This window comes from Paenibacillus sp. FSL W8-1187 (assembly GCF_037965485.1).
Lineage (GTDB): Bacteria > Bacillota > Bacilli > Paenibacillales > Paenibacillaceae > Paenibacillus_O > Paenibacillus_O pasadenensis.
Genome location: NZ_CP150181.1, coordinates 3,138,942 through 3,155,809, shown reverse-complemented (window position 1 = coordinate 3,155,809; position 16,868 = coordinate 3,138,942). Strand labels below are relative to the sequence as shown.

General features: G+C 67.9%; 16 protein-coding genes. 14 read left to right on the top strand and 2 right to left on the bottom strand.

Annotated elements, in window-relative coordinates; translation table 11 throughout:
- The first annotated feature begins 175 nt into the window (after positions 1-175).
- Positions 176-766: a 16S rRNA (guanine(966)-N(2))-methyltransferase RsmD gene (gene rsmD / locus NYE40_RS13750; protein ID WP_101809250.1), complete on the top strand. Its 591-nt coding sequence runs from the start codon at positions 176-178 to the stop codon at positions 764-766.
- Positions 750-1,313, top strand: coding sequence for a pantetheine-phosphate adenylyltransferase (gene coaD, locus NYE40_RS13745; protein ID WP_153783743.1), 564 nt, complete (start codon positions 750-752; stop codon positions 1,311-1,313). The genes rsmD and coaD overlap by 17 nt, the downstream gene beginning before the upstream one ends.
- 109 nt (positions 1,314-1,422) lie before the next feature.
- Here coaD and NYE40_RS13740 read toward each other — a convergent pair whose 3' ends face one another.
- Positions 1,423-2,784, bottom strand: coding sequence for a nucleoside recognition domain-containing protein (locus NYE40_RS13740; protein ID WP_153783742.1), 1,362 nt, complete (start codon positions 2,782-2,784; stop codon positions 1,423-1,425).
- A 98-nt stretch (positions 2,785-2,882) separates the two neighbouring features.
- On the opposite strand from NYE40_RS13740, the gene NYE40_RS13735 reads away from it, so the two are divergent.
- Entirely contained in the window at positions 2,883-3,737 is an 855-nt protein-coding gene (locus NYE40_RS13735; protein WP_153783741.1) for a S16 family serine protease, read from the top strand.
- Between the two features lie 267 nt (positions 3,738-4,004).
- Here the strand turns inward: NYE40_RS13735 and NYE40_RS13730 are convergent, their stop codons facing one another.
- Positions 4,005-5,249, bottom strand: coding sequence for a nucleotidyltransferase (locus tag NYE40_RS13730; RefSeq protein WP_153783740.1), 1,245 nt, complete (start codon positions 5,247-5,249; stop codon positions 4,005-4,007).
- 137 nt (positions 5,250-5,386) lie between these two features.
- Between NYE40_RS13730 and NYE40_RS13725 the strand changes: the two genes are divergently transcribed.
- The 11 genes from NYE40_RS13725 to smc all read left to right on the top strand — a co-directional run bounded on the left by NYE40_RS13725 (position 5,387) and on the right by smc (position 16,864).
- Positions 5,387-5,890, top strand: coding sequence for a DUF177 domain-containing protein (locus tag NYE40_RS13725; RefSeq protein WP_153783739.1), 504 nt, complete (start codon positions 5,387-5,389; stop codon positions 5,888-5,890).
- Positions 5,891-5,940: 50 nt separating this feature from the next.
- The gene (gene rpmF / locus NYE40_RS13720; RefSeq protein ID WP_028597468.1) at positions 5,941-6,114 is read left to right on the top strand and encodes a 50S ribosomal protein L32; all 174 of its coding nucleotides are present in this window, start codon (positions 5,941-5,943) and stop codon (positions 6,112-6,114) included.
- Positions 6,115-6,258: 144 nt separating this feature from the next.
- Positions 6,259-6,864, top strand: a complete 606-nt coding sequence (gene fapR / locus NYE40_RS13715) for a transcription factor FapR (RefSeq protein WP_028597467.1) — start codon at positions 6,259-6,261, stop codon at positions 6,862-6,864.
- Complete coding sequence (gene plsX, locus NYE40_RS13710) at positions 6,861-7,862, top strand: phosphate acyltransferase PlsX (protein ID WP_028597466.1); 1,002 nt, start codon at positions 6,861-6,863, stop codon at positions 7,860-7,862. Before fapR ends, plsX begins: the two co-directional genes overlap by 4 nt.
- The gene (locus NYE40_RS13705; protein ID WP_028597465.1) at positions 7,859-8,845 is read left to right on the top strand and encodes a beta-ketoacyl-ACP synthase III; all 987 of its coding nucleotides are present in this window, start codon (positions 7,859-7,861) and stop codon (positions 8,843-8,845) included. The genes plsX and NYE40_RS13705 overlap by 4 nt, the downstream gene beginning before the upstream one ends.
- Before the next feature lie 82 nt (positions 8,846-8,927).
- On the top strand, positions 8,928-9,872 hold the full coding sequence (fabD, locus tag NYE40_RS13700; protein ID WP_028597464.1) for an ACP S-malonyltransferase: 945 nt from the start codon (positions 8,928-8,930) through the stop codon (positions 9,870-9,872).
- Between the two features lie 13 nt (positions 9,873-9,885).
- Entirely contained in the window at positions 9,886-10,635 is a 750-nt protein-coding gene (gene fabG / locus NYE40_RS13695; protein ID WP_028597463.1) for a 3-oxoacyl-[acyl-carrier-protein] reductase, read from the top strand.
- Positions 10,636-10,753: 118 nt separating this feature from the next.
- Positions 10,754-10,987, top strand: a complete 234-nt coding sequence (gene acpP, locus NYE40_RS13690) for an acyl carrier protein (protein WP_021880976.1) — start codon at positions 10,754-10,756, stop codon at positions 10,985-10,987.
- A gap of 244 nt (positions 10,988-11,231) precedes the next feature.
- Positions 11,232-12,473, top strand: coding sequence for a beta-ketoacyl-ACP synthase II (gene fabF / locus NYE40_RS13685; protein WP_028597462.1), 1,242 nt, complete (start codon positions 11,232-11,234; stop codon positions 12,471-12,473).
- Positions 12,463-13,161: a ribonuclease III gene (gene rnc, locus NYE40_RS13680; protein WP_101809244.1), complete on the top strand. Its 699-nt coding sequence runs from the start codon at positions 12,463-12,465 to the stop codon at positions 13,159-13,161. Before fabF ends, rnc begins: the two co-directional genes overlap by 11 nt.
- 118 nt (positions 13,162-13,279) lie before the next feature.
- Positions 13,280-16,864: a chromosome segregation protein SMC gene (gene smc / locus NYE40_RS13675; protein ID WP_101809243.1), complete on the top strand. Its 3,585-nt coding sequence runs from the start codon at positions 13,280-13,282 to the stop codon at positions 16,862-16,864.
- The last annotated feature ends 4 nt before the right edge of the window (positions 16,865-16,868 follow it).

Below are 16,868 nucleotides of genomic sequence, written 5' to 3'. Positions count from 1 at the left end.
GGTCGCCCGCCCGCAAGCGGCCGGTGACAAGCGTTTCGCAGCCAGAGCGGACCTCTGGCCCGGAGCCTCCCGCCGCGGCTTTGGCCAGCGCTTTCATCGCGCGCCGCGGTTGTGGTACGATAGGAAGGCCATTTTGGCGGCGACTCGCCGCAAGCAACAGGAGGAGCGGACCACGATGAGAGTGATCGCGGGCGAAGCGAAAGGGCGCGCGCTCAAGGCTGTGCCCGGCATGAATACGAGGCCGACGACCGACAAGGTCAAGGAAGCGATCTTCAGCATGATCGGTCCTTACTTCGACGGCGGCTGGGCGCTCGATCTGTTCGCCGGCACGGGAGGCCTCGGCATCGAGGCGCTGAGCCGGGGGATGGACAAGGCGGTGTTCGTCGACATGGACCGCGCGAGCGTGGCGGTCGTGCGCGCGAACGTCGCGGCGGCCGGCATGGCCGCGCGGGCGGAGATCTATACCAATGAAGCGGGACGTGCCGTCAAGGCGCTGCAGAAGCGGGGACAGCGGTTTTCGGCCGTTTTTCTCGATCCGCCCTACCGGCTGACGCATATGGACGAGCTGATCGCCGAGCTCCAGGAGCGGGAGCTGCTGGCGGACGATGCGGTCATCGTCGTGGAGCATGACGCTTCCCGCGCCTATCCGGAGCGGATCGGCGCATGGGAGCGGAGCAAGCGGGCGGAGTACGGCGAGACGGCGGTCACGGTGTACCGCCGTCGCGAAGACGGGAATACGGAGGCTGCAGATGGACAAGAAGGATAGGCATCTAGAAGGAACGACCGGCGCGGAGGCGGAGCCCGCTGCGGGCACGGCGGGAAAGGGGCGCATCGCGGTCTATCCGGGCAGCTTCGATCCGGTCACCTGCGGCCACCTGGACATCATCCAGCGGGCGGCCCGGCAGTTCGACACGGTCATCGTCGCCGTGCTCAACAATACGAGCAAAAACCCGCTGTTCTCCGTGGAGGAAAGGAAGCGGCTGCTCGTCGAAATTACGAAGGATATCCCCAACGTGGAGGTCGACAGCTTCCGCGACCTGACCGTTCGGTTCATGCGCTCGCGCGGCGCGAGCACGATCGTGCGCGGCATCCGCACGGTGACGGACTTCGAGTACGAGCTGCAGCTCGCCTCGATGAACCATCGGCTCGACGAGGAGATCGAGACGATCTTCATGATGACCAATCCGAAATATTCCTACTTGAGCTCCAGCATGGTCAAAGAAATCGCCCGGTTCCAAGGCAGCGTCAAGGACCTGGTGCCGCCGGCGGTCGAAAGGGAGCTGCTGCTCAAATATCCGGACCGGCCTGAGTAAGGCCGGTTTTTGTTCGTGCCGGGGAAGCTTGCGCGCGTCAAAACGGGCAGGCGGAACGAACGAGACGCCACGTCGTCGAGCCGCCGCATCGCCCGGGCCGCTCCGGCGCTCACGCCTCGGTGCGGGCGGAGCGCCGCAGGCGCAGAGCCAGCGCGGCAGCGGCCGACAGCAGCAGCAGCGCCGAGACGAGCGCTGCGGCGAGCGGCAGCTGCAGCAGCAGCGCTCCGCGCAGCACGCCGCTCCAGGCGCCGGGCTCCTGGAGCAGCCGCTGGGCGCCGGCCGCCCAGCCCGTAGGCGGCGCCCAGCCGGCGTCGGCAAAGGCGGGAGCGGCCGAGCCGGCCAGCGACGACAGCGGCCGCCACAGCAGCAGCGCGAGCCCGCCGGAATAAGCGGCGGCGAGCAGGCGCGAGCCGGCCAGCGGCAGCAGGCGCAGGCCGCTGCCGCTCGCCGCTCCGCCCGCCTGCAGCAGGGCGCACAGCCCGCCCCAGCCGAGCGCGGCGGCGAGCGCGGCCGCCTGCAGCAGCGAGGCGGGCTCCGGCGCATGCCAGCTGGCCAGCGCCGCCGCGCCAAGATGCGCCTCGGCGGCGGCGGTCAGTCCAGGGCCGGCGATGGCGGCAGGCAGCAGCGGCTGCAGCAGGCGCAGCAGCACGGAGGCGAGGATGATCAGTCCGCCGGCCGCCATGAGCTGCTGGACGGCGCCGTTCACGCCGTCGCCGAGCGCTTTGCCGAAGCTGCGGCCGTCGCGCGCGCGGCCTTCCTCGACCGCTTGCAGGGCGCGGGCCGCGAGGCTGGCGCGGGTCGCGGCCGGGCGCATCGCGACTGGCGCGGGCGGGCCTTCCGCTGCCGGCGCCCCTTCGCGGTCGGAGCCGGACGCGTCCCGCGATCCGGCGCCTGTCAAGCCGCTCGGCTCGGCGGCTGCGGCCGACGCGCTCGCGCCGTCCGCGCTTGTCGTCTTCGTCTCTGCGGCCGAGAGCGGCGCGAGTCGGCTCATCGTCCAGGCGGCGAGCAGCGAGCCGGCCCAGAGCAGCGGCAGCAGCAGCAGACCGAACAGCGGCTGATGGAGGAAGCCCGCGCCGAGCACGACGATGACGAACAGCGGGTTGGGCGAATGGACGAGCGCGAGCAGCCGTTGTCCTTGCGCGGGAGTGAGGCGTTGCGAGCGGACGAGCCGCGCCGCCGCGCTCGAGCCGGCCGGATAGCCGCTCGTCCAGCCTTGGACGAGCGCCCAGCCGGCAGAGCCGGGCAGGCGGAGCTGCCGCATGAGCGGCGCCAGCAGCACGCCGAGGCCGTCGACGAGGCCGAAGGCGAGCATGAGCTCGGCGAGCACGAGAAAGGGAAGCACGGCAGGGAAGACGAAATTCCACCACAGCGACAGTCCGGACAGCGACGCCTGGAACGCCTCGGACGTGCCGCCGACGATGGCGGCGACGACGAGGATGGCGGCGCAGGCGGTCAAGAGGGTACGGAGCATGGATCGGTCCTCCTTCGATCTGGGACGGGCAGGCTCCTGTATGTATACGCATCGGCGGACGGGCTTAGAAGAACGGGGAGAGCGGAGGAGGGGGGGGCATGCGGGAAAAAAGGACGGGCCTTGCGCCGCGGGCGTCGATCCGCCGCTGGCTGCCCGCGCTGGCGCTGGCCGGATTCGTCGCAGCGGCGGCGCTGCCGCGGCCGTATTACGTGCAGACGGCTGGATTCGCGCGGAATGCCGCGCCGCTGATCCAGTTCGGAGCGGCCATGGAGGGGCGCGAGGCCGAAGCGGCTGCCGCCGCGACGGGTCCGGCGTGGCTGTATACGGCGGTCAAGCTGGAGCGGGCGAGCTTGCTGGAGGCGGCGTACGCCGAGCTGACGGGGCGCGGAGACGCGCTGAGCGTGCGTTCGGTGCTCGGCGGGGCGTCGGAGGAGGCTTACCGGATACGGATGGAAGAAGCGATGCGGCAAGCGCTGCTCTTGGCGGCGAGAGCGGCGGCCGACGAGGCGAAGCGGGAGGTGGTCGAGGCGGAGGGTGAGGCCGGGACGTCGGAGCGAGAGGCGGAAAAAGCCGGCTCCCAGCCGTCCGGCCTGCGGCTCGCGGACGGAGGCCGGGAGCCGCTATGGCTCGGCGCGGCCGCAGCGGGCGGACCGTCCGCCGGGCTGATGGCGGCGCTGTCGCTGTACGATCGGCTGACGCCCGATGCGGAGCTGCTCGGCGGCCGCCGCATCGCGGGCACCGGCACGATCGACGCCGCCGGCCGCATCGGAGCGGTCGGCGGCGTCGCCCGCAAGGCCCAGGCGGCCGCGGAAGCGGGAGCCGGCCTGTTCGTCGCGCCGAAGTCGGAGGCGGGCGAGGCGGAAAAAGCGGCGCGGCGCGCCGGCGGGCGGATGCGCGTCGTCGGCGCGGACACGCTCGCCGAGGCGGTCGCCCTGCTGCAGCCGCGGCCGTAGGGAACGCCGGCTGCTTCCGGTCCGCTCGCGGCAGGCAGCAGCCGGACGGCGATCAGCGGACGATCCGGAGCCGCCGCTGAATCCCGCCGCCGCGGCCGGACGGCTGGGAAGGCAGCCGTCCGGCCGCGGCGAATCTTCGAGCGCCAGCGGCTGCAGGCGGATCGGCGGCGGATCTTTCGGCGCCAGCGGCTACGGACGGATCGGCGGCGAATCTTCGAGCGCCAGCGGCTACGGACGGATCGGCGGCGGATCTTCGTGCGCCAGCGGCTACAGGCGGATCGGCGGCTCGTAATAGTCGCGCAGCAGCCGCCTCGGGTCGCGGCTGCCGCCGCCTGCGGCATGCACCGCCGTGCCGCGGACGTCCAGCTCCAGCAGCGGCAGCCCGTCCGCCCGCGCGGCGCTGGTCAGCACAGGCGCCGACGCCTCGCGCCGCATGCGCGCGAGCAGCTGCTGGCCGCGCGGCGTGAAGCCGAGCACGCGGATGTAGCCGGGGCCGGCCGCCAGGCGCTCGCGGCCAAGCTCCGCGGCGCGCAGGTTCAGCAGCACGCCGAGCAGCGCGCGCTGCAGCCGAGTGCGCGTATAGCGCTTCGTCTTGACGGCGGCGAGCAGCGGCTCGAAGCCGAGCTCCGGCAGCGCCGCGAGCTGGGCGGCGATCCGCCGCTCCAGTCCTTCGCCGAAGCCGAGCGTGCCTGCAAGCGAGGCGGGCGGCTCGACGAGCAGCCGGTGCAGCAGCTGCGGAAAGTAGTCGTCCCAGCGGCGCGGCGCCTCGCCGGCGGCGAGCTGCTCCTCCACGACGCGCAGCGTGGACGCCGGCACGTAGCGCGCGATGCCGGCCGCGCCGCCGCCCTGCTCCAGCATGCGGCGGATCGCGGTCGCGCTGGCGATCGAGCCGCTGCCGGCCTCGTCATGGTAGCCGGCCCCTTCGCGGCGGATCGTAAGCGGCTCCATGCGGCCGCCGAGCCGCTCGAGCGCAAGCAGATAATGCAGGCCGAGCGTCATGTTCGGCTGCGCGAGCTGCTCCGCCGCGAGCGGCGGGAACTCCGCGCCGCCGTCCCGGCGCAGCAGTTCGGCGGCCGCGGCAGAGTACGCGGACGGATACGGGAGCCCTCGCTCCAGGCCGGACGCCAGCGCCGCGCGAAACGATTCCGGCTCCTCCGCGAGCAAGCGGGCGGCAGCGCGCAGCGGCGCCAGCTCGCCGGTCTCGCTGCCGAAGCAGAACGCGTCGACGACGCCTGTCGCCTCGAGCGTCCAGACGGCGCCGTAGGCGAACCATTCGGCCGGCTGCACCGCATAGGCGAGCGGCAGCTCGAGCACGAGGTCGATGCCGCCTTCGAGGGCGGTGCGGGTCCGGGCCCACTTGTCCATGAGCGCGGGCTCGCCGCGCTGCAGGAAGCTGCCGCTCATGACGGCGACGGACGCTTCGGCGACGGCGGCTTCCTTCGATTTTTGAAGATGATAGGCATGGCCATGGTGAAACGGGTTATACTCGACGATAAGGCCTACGGTCCGCATCCTTGCACCTCGCTTCGGTCAGCGTTTTCATTCCTACTATAGCACGGGCGGAACGAAGCGGTGAATGACAAGGAGATTTGGTTGACAAAAGGCTTCCAAGCTCGATATAATAAATTTTGTTTGTTTGGAGTGATCTTATGGAATTTCGTGTCATGGAAGTCGTGTCCAAAGGACAGGAGCCCAGCTTCCGCGAGAAGCTGGATGTAACCGAGCTGCTGCAGGATCGCAAGGACGTCGTTGCGGCCAAGCCTATGTCCGTGGAGCTTGACGTCCGGCCCTACGAGGGCACGGCGCAGGTGGCCGGAGAGCTTCGCGCCGATCTGACGATGGTCTGCTCGCGCTGCCTGGAGCCGGTGGAGGAGCATCTGAGCATTCCGATCGAGGAGCGTTTCGCGCTCGCCTCGATGGTGAAGGATCCGGAGGCGGACGAGGACCTCATCCTCGTCGCAGAGGACAAGGTCGACCTTCAGCCTTACGTGGAGGGCACCCTGCTCATCTACCTGCCGATGGCGCCGCTCTGCAGCGACGACTGCAAGGGGCTTTGCCCGGATTGCGGAACCAACCTGAACGAGCAATCATGCGGCTGTTCCAGGGATGTCATCGATCCCCGGTTCGAGGCGCTTAAAAAGCTGCTGGAGTAGAAGCGGCTCATGATTGAGGCAACGCCGATCTTTGAAGGAGGTGTTAGACAATGGCAGTACCACAACGCAGAACGTCCAAGACCCGCCGCGACAAACGCCGCACGCACTTCAAGCTGACTGTGCCGGGCATGGTGAAGTGCGAGCAGTGCGGAGAGCTCAAGCTGGCTCACCATGTTTGCAAAGTTTGCGGATACTACAAAACCAAAGAGGTTATTTCCCAATAGTCCTCTTCCGTCCCTTCGGGGGAACCGAAGCGCCCGCCATTCCGGCGGGCGTTTTTTTTGGGTTTGCGGGCCGGGGGCAATTCTACTATACTGAATTGGTACCAGGTGTTAAACTTCGGAATCGTGCATAGGTTAAGGTTAAAGGTGGTGCAGGTCATCGAACGCCTTCCGAAAAAGCAGCGGCATCAGCAGCTACTGAAGCATATGGAGGACAATCCCTTCATGACGGACCGCGAGCTGACCCGCCTGCTCAAAGTAAGCATCCAGACGGTCCGCCTGGATCGGATGGAGCTCGGCATACCCGAGCTTCGCGAGCGGCTCAAGCTGATGGCGGAGCGCTCGTACGATCCGATCCGCTCGCTGCAGGCCGACGAGGTGATCGGCGAGATCGTCGATCTGCAGCTTGACCGCAGCGGCATCTCGATTTTCGAGATCGGGGAGGAGCATGCCTTCTCCCGCAGCGGCATCGCGCGGGGACATCATCTGTTCGCGCAGGCGAACTCGCTTGCCGTCGCCGTCATCAACGACGAGGTCGCGCTGACCGCGACGGCGGACATCCGCTTCCTGCGGCCGGTCCGCCTCGGAGAGAAGTGCATCGCCAAGGCGTACGTGCGCCGGGCCGGGCAGCGCAGCAAGGCCAAGGTCGAGGTGTTTTCCTACGTCGGGGACGAGCTGGTGTTCGAAGGCCAGTTCATGATCCACCGTTCCGGCGGCGAAGCGGCAAGCATAGAAGGAGGAGACGAGCATTGAAGATCGCGATTGACGCGATGGGCGGAGACCGCGCGCCTGCGGAGATCGTCAAGGGGGCGCTGGCGGCGGCCCGCGAATGGCCCGACACGCAGCTCGTGCTGGTCGGCGCCCCCGAGGCGATCGAAGCGCATCTGGACGGCGCTCCGCCGTCCAATCTGACGATCCATCCCGCCAGCGAGAAGATCGAGGCGGACGACGAGCCGGTGCGCGCCGTGCGCCGCAAGAAGGACGCCTCGATGGTCGTGGCCGGACGGCTCGTCCGCGAAGGCGCGGCGGACGCGATGCTGTCCGCAGGCAATACCGGCGCGCTCATGACGGCCGGCCTGCTCGTCGTCGGCCGCATGGACGGCATCGAGCGACCGGCGCTCGCGCCGGTGCTGCCGACGCTCGACAACGTCGGCGTGCTGGCGCTCGACCTTGGCGCCAACATGGACGCCAAGCCGGAGCATCTCGCGCAGTACGCGGTCATGGGCAGCATCTACCGCGAGAAGGTGCACGGCATCGCGCGTCCGCGCGTCGGCCTGCTCAACGTCGGCACCGAGCCGGGCAAAGGCAGCGAGCTGACGAAGGCGGCGTTCGAGCTGCTGGAGAAGGCTCCGATCGAATTTGTCGGCAACGTCGAGTCGCGCGACGTCATGCAGCGCAATTGCGACGTGCTCGTATGCGACGGCTTCGCCGGCAACATTTTGCTCAAGACGATGGAGGGCACGGCCGGAGCGATCATGAAGGAGCTGAAGTCCGCCTTCACGAGCAGCCTGCTGACCAAGCTGGCCGCCGCCGTGCTCATGCCCGGGCTCAAAGGGCTGAAGAGCAAGATGGACTACGCCCAGTACGGCGGAGCGCCGCTGCTCGGGCTGAACGGACTCGTCGTCAAATGCCACGGCTCCTCGGATGCCGAGTCGGTCAAAAACGCCGTCCGCCAGGCGCGGATCGCGCTGCAGGCCCGGCTCATCCCGACGGTGGCCGCAGAGATAAAAGGAAAAGAGGTCCTGTCATGAAGTCCATATCGGTCGGCATCATCGGCACCGGCAAGTACGTCCCCGAGAAGGTTCTTACGAACCAAGACCTGGAGCGGATGGTCGAGACGAACGACGAATGGATCGTCACCCGTACCGGCATCCGCGAGCGGCGCATCGCCGCCGAAGGGCAGGCGACGTCCGACCTCGCCTTCGAGGCGAGCTTGAAGGCGCTCGAGAGCGCCGGCATCACGGCCGAGCAGCTCGATCTGATCATCGTCGCGACGATCACGCCCGATATGTTCTTCCCATCCACGGCGAGCCTGCTGCAGGATCGGCTCGGCGCCTCCCGCGCCGCGGCATTCGACCTGTCGGCGGCTTGCTCGGGCTTCATTTACGGCCTGGCGACGGCGTCGAGCATGATCCAGGCAGGCCTGTACAAGCATGTGCTGCTCGTCGGCGCGGAATGCCTCTCGCGCATCACCGACTACACGGATCGCAACACCTGCATCCTGTTCGGCGACGGCGCGGGCGCGGTCGTGCTCGGCGAGGTGCCGGAGGGACGGGGCTTCCAGTCGTTCGAGCTCGGCTCCGACGGCAGCGGCGGCCAGCTGCTCAAGATTCCGGGCGGCGGCTCGCGCCTGCCGTCGACGGCGGACAGCGTCGAGGCCAAGCAGCATTACCTCAAGATGGCCGGCAACGACGTGTTCAAGTTCGCGGTGCGCGTCATGGGCGCCTCGGCGGAGCAGGCGCTGTCCAAGGCCGGCTTCGGCAAAGGCGACATCGACCTGCTCATCCCGCATCAGGCGAACATCCGCATCATCCAGTCCGCTCTGAACCGGCTGGAGCTGCCGGAGGACAAGGCGATGGTCAATCTCGACCGCTACGGCAACGTATCGGCCGCCTCGATCCCGCTGGCGCTCGCCGAAGCCGTCGAGCAGGGCAAGGTGAGCGAAGGCGACAAGCTGCTGCTCGTCGGCTTCGGCGGCGGCCTCACCTGGGGGGCATCCGTCCTCGTCTGGTGACAGGACTCGGCGTCCTCCGAACGGGAGGACGCCGCCGCCTCGGGCGGCAACAACCGACAAGCTACGAAAGGCGGCTTTCAGCATGGGCAAAATCGCATTTGTATTTCCGGGCCAGGGCGCCCAGGCGGTCGGCATGGGCAAGGACCTGTACGACGCCAGCCCGGCGGCGCGCGCCGTATTCGAGGAAGCGGACGCCGCGCTCGGCTTCGCGCTGAGCGAGCTGATCTTCCAAGGTCCGGATGAAGCGCTCAAGCAGACGGCCAACACGCAGCCGGCGCTGCTGACGGTGAGCGCGGCCTTCCTCGAGGCGTTCCGCGAGACGGGCATCAAGCCGGATTACGTCGCAGGCCACAGCCTCGGCGAGTACAGCGCGCTGACGGCGGCGGGAGCGCTCGGCTTCGCCGACGCCGTGCGCACGGTGCGCCGCCGCGGCGAGTTCATGGAGCAGGCGGTGCCGGGCGGGCAAGGCGCGATGAGCGCCGTGCTCGGCGCCGAGCGCGAGGCGCTTGCCGCGCTTTGCGCCTCGATCGCGGCCGAGGGCCATCCCGTCGAGCTGGCCAACGTCAACTGCCCGGGGCAGATCGTCATCTCCGGCAGCGCCGAGGGCGTCGCCCGGGCGGGCGAGCGCATCAAGGAAGCGGGCGCGAAGCGCGCGATTCCGCTCGAGGTGAGCGGGCCGTTCCACTCCTCGCTCATGAAGCCGGCGGCGGACAAGCTGGCCGCCGTGCTGAGCGAGGTCGCGATCCGGGACGCGTCGGTGCCGGTCGTCGCCAACGTGACGGCGGCTCCGGCGACGGCCGCGGAGGAGATCCGCCGCCTGCTCGTGGAGCAGGTGTACTCGCCGGTGCTGTGGGAGGACACGGTGCGCCGCCTGATCGACGAAGGCGTCGATACGTTCGTGGAGCTCGGCTCGGGCTCCGTCCTCGCCGGCCTCATCAAAAAGACGGACCGCGGCGTGCGCGTGCTGTCCGTCAACAGCGTGGAGTCGCTGCAGGCGGCAGCCGCCGAGCTGAACAACGAAGCATAGGGAGGAACCGGATATGTTTGCAGATCTGACGGGCAAGACGGCTCTCGTGACGGGCGCCTCGCGCGGCATCGGCCGCGCGATCGCCGTCGCGCTCGCCGAGGCGGGCGCCGACGTGGCGGTGAACTACGCCGGCAGCGAGGCCGCTGCCGCCGAGACGGCGGCAGCGGTAGAAGCGCTCGGCCGCAAGGCGCTCGTGCTCAAGGGCGACGTCGGCAAGGCCGCCGATTTCGACGGCCTCGTCAAAAGCGTGCTCGACGCCTGGGGCAGGATCGACATCCTCGTCAACAACGCCGGCATCACGCGCGACAATCTGATCATGCGGATGAAGGAAGAGGAGTTCGACCAGGTCATCGAGACGAACCTGAAGGGCGTGTTCAACGGCATCAAGGCCGTCAGCCGTCCGATGATGAAGCAGCGCTCCGGCCGCATCATCAATATCTCCTCGGTCGTCGGCGCGCTCGGCAATCCGGGCCAGGCCAACTATGTCGCGGCCAAGGCCGGCGTCATCGGCCTCACCAAGTCGTCGGCGCGGGAGCTCAGCTCGCGCGGCATCACCGTCAACTGCGTCGCGCCCGGCTTCATCGAGACGGACATGACGGACAAGCTGCCTGCGGAGGCCCGCGAGTCGATGCTCGGCGGCATTCCGCTCGCCCGTCTCGGCCGGCCGGAGGACATCGCCGCCGCGGTGCGCTTCCTGGCGTCCGATGCGGCCGCCTACATGACCGGACAGACGGTGCATGTGGACGGCGGCATGTACATGTAATGGACGCGGCGCGGCCATCCTATAGCGGCCGCCTGCTTTCGTTCCGTCTCCGAGGAACCGTTTGCGTATGGCATTTTGAATAGGATTCTCGTATAATACGATGGAGGAGGTGAACCGGATGTCCGAAGTAGTGGATCGCGTCAAACGCATCGTAGTCGATCGCCTTGGCGTTGACGAAGCGGAAGTGACCCTCGAAGCTTCCTTCAAGGATGACCTCGGCGCTGACTCGCTAGATGTAGTCGAGCTGGTCATGGAGCTTGAGGATGAATTCGACCTGGAGATCTCTGATGAAGATGCAGAGAAGATTACAACGGTGGGAGAAGTAGTCAATTACATACAATCTCATACGTAATTGTCCAAGCAGAGTCCCGTTTCACGACGGGACTTCTCTCTTACGCCAGGCGGTTTTCCGCATGTCCCATCCCGCCGGATTCATTCCGCTTCATCCGCATGCGCGCTGCGCATCGAACTGACCACGAAGATCTTTTCCTGCCTCCAGCAGGCGGGGAATTCCATACACCGCATGACAAGACGCTTCAAGACGGTCCGGCATCCGGCCGTCCAACCTGCCGTTTCCCGAGGTGAACCTTTTACCAATGACAAATAGAGTCGTAGTAACCGGCCTGGGCGTGCTGACAAGCCTGGGCGACAGCAAGGACCAGTTCTGGGGCAGCCTGCTCGAGGGCAGATCGGGCGTCTCGACCATCGAGTCGTTCGACGCGAGCGAGTATACGACCCGCATCGCGGCCGAGATCAAGGGCTTCGAGCCCGAGGCCTACGGCCTGGACAAAAAGGAAGCCCGCCGCATGGACCGCTTCGTGCAGCTGGCCGTCGTCGCCAGCCTGAAGGCGGTCGAGGACGCGGGCCTGCGCATCGGCGAGAACTCCGACGCGGAGCGCACCGGCGTTATGGTCGGCTCCGGCATCGGCGGCCTCGGCACCTGGGAGGACCAGCACAGCGTCCTGCTCGAAAAGGGGCCGAAGCGCGTCAGCCCGTTCTTCATCCCGATGATGATCGCCAACATGGCCTCCGGCCAGGTGTCGATGGCGACCGGCGCGAAAGGCCCGAACACGACCGTCGTGACGGCCTGCGCGACCGGCACGCATACGATCGGCGACTCGTTCAAGATGATCCAGCGCGGCGACGCCGACGTCATGATCTGCGGCGGCGCCGAGTCGACGATCCGCCCGATGGCGATGGCCGGCTTCTGCAGCATGCGCGCGATGAGCGTGCGCAACGACGAGCCGCATAAGGCGAGCCGTCCGTTCGACGTCGACCGCGACGGCTTCGTCATGGGCGAGGGAGCCGGCGTGCTCATTCTCGAGTCGCTCGAGCATGCGCAGGCGCGCGGCGCCCATATCTATGCCGAGGTGATCGGCTACGGCATGAGCGGCGACGCCCACCACATGACGGAGCCGGACCCGGACGGAGCGACGCGCTGCATGCGCATGGCGATCCGCGACGCCGGCATCGAGCCGGAGGCGGTGGACTACATCAACGCGCACGGCACGTCGACTCCGGTCGGCGACAAGTCGGAGACGACGGCGATCAAGAACACGTTCGGCGACCATGCGTACAAGCTGGCCGTCAGCTCGACCAAGTCGATGACGGGCCATCTGCTCGGCGCGGCCGGCGGAGTCGAAGCCGTCATCCTGGCGATGACGCTCGAAAACGGCGTCATCGCGCCGACGATCAATCTCGACAACCAGGATCCGGAGCTGGATCTCGATTACGTGCCGAACGAGCCCCGCAAGGCGGACGTGCGGGTGGCGCTGTCGAACTCGTTCGGCTTCGGCGGCCATAACGCCACAATCATCATGAAGAAGCATGAAGCGTGATCGGATTCAGGAGCTTCAGCGGCAGCTTGGCCTCACGTTCCGCAAGCCGCAGCTGCTGAGGCTCGCCTTCACGCACACCTCGTACGTCAACGAGCATCGCAGCAGCGTCTCGGAGGACAACGAGCGGCTCGAATTCCTCGGCGACGCGGTGCTCCAGCTGCTCGTCTCGGAGCATCTGTTCGCCACGCATCCCGATCGGCCGGAAGGCGAGCTGACCCGCATGCGGGCCGCCATCGTCTGCGAGCCCTCGCTCGCCCGCTTCGCGGAGCTGCTCGACTTCGGCTCCTACGTCCGCTTGGGCAAAGGAGAGGAGCAGCTCGGCGGGCGCCAGCGCCCGGCGTTGCTCGCCGATCTGTTCGAGGCGTTCATCGGAGCCCTTTATCTCGATGCGGGCGTCGATTCGGTCCGCGCCTTCCTGCGGCAGGAGATGTTCCCCAAGCTGGAGGACACGCCGGGCTTGTCCGGCAAGGACTACAAGTCCAAGCTCCAGGAACGGGCGCAGAACCTGGCGCTCGGCACGGTGGAATACCGCGTCGCTGAAGAGCGCGGGCCGGCTCATGACCGCGAGTTCGTCGTGGAGGTGCTCGTCGGGGAGCAAGTGCTCGGCGTAGGCTCCGGCCGCACCAAAAAAGAAGCCGAGCAGCGCGCCGCCGAGGAAGCTTGGGAAAAGACGCGCGAGGAAGTGTAGGAAGGACGGGCGCCTGTCGCCCGGACCGCATGGCCGAAAGCCCCGGCAGCCTGAACCGCTTCAGGTGCCGGGGCTTTTGTCCGTATGGTACAATAGCCGCAAGAGGTGACATCGACCGATGTTGTTGAAACGCATTGAGCTGTCCGGCTTCAAGTCGTTCGCCGACAAGACCGAGATGGAGTTCGTAAGGGGCATCACCGCCGTCGTCGGCCCGAACGGCAGCGGCAAAAGCAACATATCCGACGGCATCCGCTGGGTGCTCGGCGAGCAGAGCGCCAAAAGCCTGCGCGGCGGCAAGATGGAGGACATCATCTTCGCCGGCAGCGACGCGCGCAAGGCCGTCAACTTCGGGGAAGTCTCGCTTACGCTGGACAACTCCGACGGCGCGCTGTCCGTCGAGCATCACGAGGTGACGGTGACGCGGCGGGTCCATCGCAGCGGCGACAGCGAATACATGATCAACCGCCAGCCGTGCCGGCTCAAGGACATCACCGAGCTGTTCATGGATACCGGCATCGGCAAGGAGGCGTACTCCATCATCGGCCAAGGTCGGATCGAGGAGATTCTGAGCACGCGCTCGGAGGACCGCCGCGGCATTTTCGAGGAAGCGTCCGGCATCGTCAAGTACAAGTCGCGCAAGCGCGAGGCGCAGCGCAAGCTCGACGACGCCGAGGGCAATCTGCTCCGCATCCATGACCTCGTCTCCGAGCTCGAGGACCAGGTCGAGCCGCTGCGCGAGCAGTCCGAGCGCGCCTTGCTGTACAAGTCGATCAAGGAGGAGCTCAAGCACCGCGAGATCGCGCTCTACGTGCATCAGATCGAGGGCGTGCACAAAAGCTGGAACGAGAACAATGCGCGCATGGAAGGGCTGAAGAAGGAGGAGCTGGAGCTGTCGGCGGTCGTCAGCCGCCACGACGCGTCGCTCGAGCAGGACCGGCTGCAGCTGCGCCGGCTTGAGGAGCGGCTCGAGGAGCTGCACGGGCAGATGCTCGCCTACAGCGAGGAGTTCGAAAAATGCGAAGGCCAGGGCGAGGTGCTCAAGGAGCGCCGCCGCTACCTCGCGGACAGCCGCGAGCAGCTGGCGCAGGCGCTGGAGACGGCTGCCGCGCGCCAGGCGGAGCTCGCCGCGGAGGAGGAGCAGGCGCGGGCGAAGGCCGGCGCGCTCGAGGCGGAGCTGATCGACCTGCGCAGCCGCATGGGCAGCGAGGAGAACCGGCTGCGCGGCGTCGCCGGCGGCACGTCCTTGGAGGCCGGCGAATCGCTCAAAGGCGAGCTGCTCGAGGTGCTCGGCACGATGGCGCAGCTGCGCAACGAGATCCGCTACGCGGAGCAGCAGCGCGAGGCGCTGCAGCGGCGCAAGGAGCGGCTCGGCGGCGAGGAGGGCAAGTGGCAGGAGCAGTCCGGCCGCCTGCAGACTCGCCGCTCGGAGCTGATCGAGGCGCTCGCCGCCTCGTCGGCGGAGCTGGAGCGGATCCGCAGCAAGTACATAGAAGAGTCGCAAAGGACGCAGCAGCTGCAGAAGCGGCAGGAGGAGGCTTCGGCCGCCCTGCGGACTTGGGAGCAGCGCAAGGAGGCGCTCGTCTCCCGGCGCGATACGATGAAGGAGATGCAGGACGCGCTGGACGGCTTCATGCACGGCGTGCGCGAGGTGCTCAAGGCGGCGCGCCGCAGCTCCGGCGGCTTGTCCGGCGTGCACGGCGCGGTCGCGGAGCTCGTGCGGGTGCCGCAGCGCATCGAGGTCGCCGTCGAGACGGCGCTCGGCGGAGCGATGCAGCATGTCGTCATGGAGGACGAGCGCTCCGCGCGCGCGGCGATCTCCTTCCTCAAGCAGCGGCAGCTCGGACGGGCGACGTTCCTGCCGCTCGACGTTATCAAGAGCCGCAGTGTCCCGGAGCAGGAGAAGCGGCAGGTCGCCGCGATGGAGGGCTACGTCGGCATCGCCGCGGAGCTCGTGACCAGCGAGCCGCGCTACCAGGCGATCGTCGGCAATCTGCTCGGCAACGTGCTGCTCGCCGAGAACCTGGAGGCGGCCAACCGGATCGCCGCCCGCTGCGGCTATCGCTTCCGCGTCGTGACGCTGGAAGGCGATGTCGTCAACGCCGGCGGCTCGATGACCGGGGGCAGCCTGCAGAAAAAAGGCGCCAGCCTGCTCGGCCGCCAGCGGCAGATCGAGCAGCTCGACGAGGAGTCGGCCGAGCTGCAGCGGCAGCTCGCCCGCGTGCGGGCGGAGCTGGACGATCTGCGCAAGGAAGGCTCCATCGCCGCGCAGAACCGCGACGAGCTGCGCGAGCAGGCGGAGCGGCTGAAGCTGCAGGAGCAGCAGCAGCGGGCCGAGCTGCAGCATGCGGAGAGCGAGCTGGCCGGACTGCAGGAGCAGGGAGCGGTATTCTCCGCTGACCGCTCGGGCTTCGAGGAGGAGGAGCGGCAGCTCGTCCAGGCGGCCGCCGATGCGGCCGAGCGCCTGGACGAGCTCGGCATCCGCGAGGCCGGGCTGCAGGAGGCGATCCGCATCGCCGAGGAGCGGCGCAAGGCGAGCGAGTCGGAGAAGGAGGAGCTGCAGGTGCAGCTCACCGACCTTAAGATCCACGTCGCCAAGGCGGACCAGGAGCGGCTCGCGCTGCAGGATACGCTGTCGCGACTCCGCTCGGAGAGCGCCCGCGCCCGTACCGAGGCGGCGTCGCTGGAGGCGCAGCAGCGGCAGCGCAGCGCCGAGCAGGAGGAGCTGGAGGCGGCGTCGGTCGCGCAGATCGAGGAGCTCAACCGGCTGCGCCTGCGCAAGCAGGAGACGGCCGAGCAGACCGAGCTCGCCCGCTCCGCGCGCGCGGACAAGAGCCGCGAGCTCGAGCAGATGGAAAGCGAGACGCGCGAGCAGCGCAGCGGCCTGAAGCGGGTGGAGGAGCAGCTACGGCAGACGGAGATCGCCGTAAACCGGCTCGACGTCGAGCTCGACAACCTGCTGCGCAAGCTGAGCGAGGAATACGGACTCAGCTACGAGCTGGCCAAAGCCCGCTACGCGCTCGAAGGCGATCCCGCCGAGGCGCAAGGCGCGGTGCGCGAGCTGAAGCGCCGCGTCGCCGGCCTCGGCGAGGTCAATCTCGGCGCGATCGAGGAGTATCAGCGGGTGCGCGAGCGCTTCGAGTTCCTCGACAGCCAGCGCCAGGATCTGATGGAGGCCAAGGCGACGCTGTACGAGGTCATCCGCGAGATGGAGGACGAGATGTCGAAGCGCTTCCGGCAGACGTTCGAGGAGATCCGCAGGCATTTTGTCGTCGTCTTCGCCAAGCTGTTCGGCGGCGGCCGCGCCGATCTGACGCTGGCCGATCCCGAGCGGATCCTCGATACGGGCATCGACATCCTCGCCCAGCCGCCGGGCAAGAAGCTGCAGAACCTGCAGCTGCTCTCGGGCGGCGAGCGGGCGCTGACGGCGATCGCGCTGCTGTTCGCGATCCTGCAGGTCAAGCCGGTGCCGTTCTGCGTGCTCGACGAGGTCGAGGCGGCGCTCGACGAGGCCAACGTCTCCCGCTTCGCACAGTATTTGCGCGAGTTTTCGGAGCTGACGCAGTTCATCGTCGTCACTCACCGCAAAGGAACGATGGAAGAAGCCGACGTGCTGTACGGCGTCACGATGGAGGAAGGCGGCGTGTCCAAGCTCGTCTCCGTCCGCCTCGAGGACGAGTTCGGCGGCGAGTCGGCGTCGGCTTGATAGA

Bases quoted from the DNA above. Each gene is read 5' to 3' on its own strand.
- NYE40_RS13705 (WP_028597465.1), top strand. From the start codon at position 7,859: ATGAAGTCCATATCGGTCGGCATCATCGGCACCGGCAAGTACGTCCCC.
- smc (WP_101809243.1), top strand. From the start codon at position 13,280: ATGTTGTTGAAACGCATTGAGCTGTCCGGCTTCAAGTCGTTCGCCGAC.
- rnc (WP_101809244.1), top strand. From the start codon at position 12,463: ATGAAGCGTGATCGGATTCAGGAGCTTCAGCGGCAGCTTGGCCTCACG.
- rsmD (WP_101809250.1), top strand. From the start codon at position 176: ATGAGAGTGATCGCGGGCGAAGCGAAAGGGCGCGCGCTCAAGGCTGTG.
- fabG (WP_028597463.1), top strand. From the start codon at position 9,886: ATGTTTGCAGATCTGACGGGCAAGACGGCTCTCGTGACGGGCGCCTCG.
- coaD (WP_153783743.1), top strand. From the start codon at position 750: ATGGACAAGAAGGATAGGCATCTAGAAGGAACGACCGGCGCGGAGGCG.
- NYE40_RS13725 (WP_153783739.1), top strand. From the start codon at position 5,387: ATGGAATTTCGTGTCATGGAAGTCGTGTCCAAAGGACAGGAGCCCAGC.
- fabD (WP_028597464.1), top strand. From the start codon at position 8,928: ATGGGCAAAATCGCATTTGTATTTCCGGGCCAGGGCGCCCAGGCGGTC.
- NYE40_RS13730 (WP_153783740.1), bottom strand. From the start codon at position 5,249: ATGCGGACCGTAGGCCTTATCGTCGAGTATAACCCGTTTCACCATGGC.
- NYE40_RS13740 (WP_153783742.1), bottom strand. From the start codon at position 2,784: ATGCTCCGTACCCTCTTGACCGCCTGCGCCGCCATCCTCGTCGTCGCC.
- fabF (WP_028597462.1), top strand. From the start codon at position 11,232: ATGACAAATAGAGTCGTAGTAACCGGCCTGGGCGTGCTGACAAGCCTG.
- acpP (WP_021880976.1), top strand. From the start codon at position 10,754: ATGTCCGAAGTAGTGGATCGCGTCAAACGCATCGTAGTCGATCGCCTT.
- NYE40_RS13735 (WP_153783741.1), top strand. From the start codon at position 2,883: ATGCGGGAAAAAAGGACGGGCCTTGCGCCGCGGGCGTCGATCCGCCGC.
- rpmF (WP_028597468.1), top strand. From the start codon at position 5,941: ATGGCAGTACCACAACGCAGAACGTCCAAGACCCGCCGCGACAAACGC.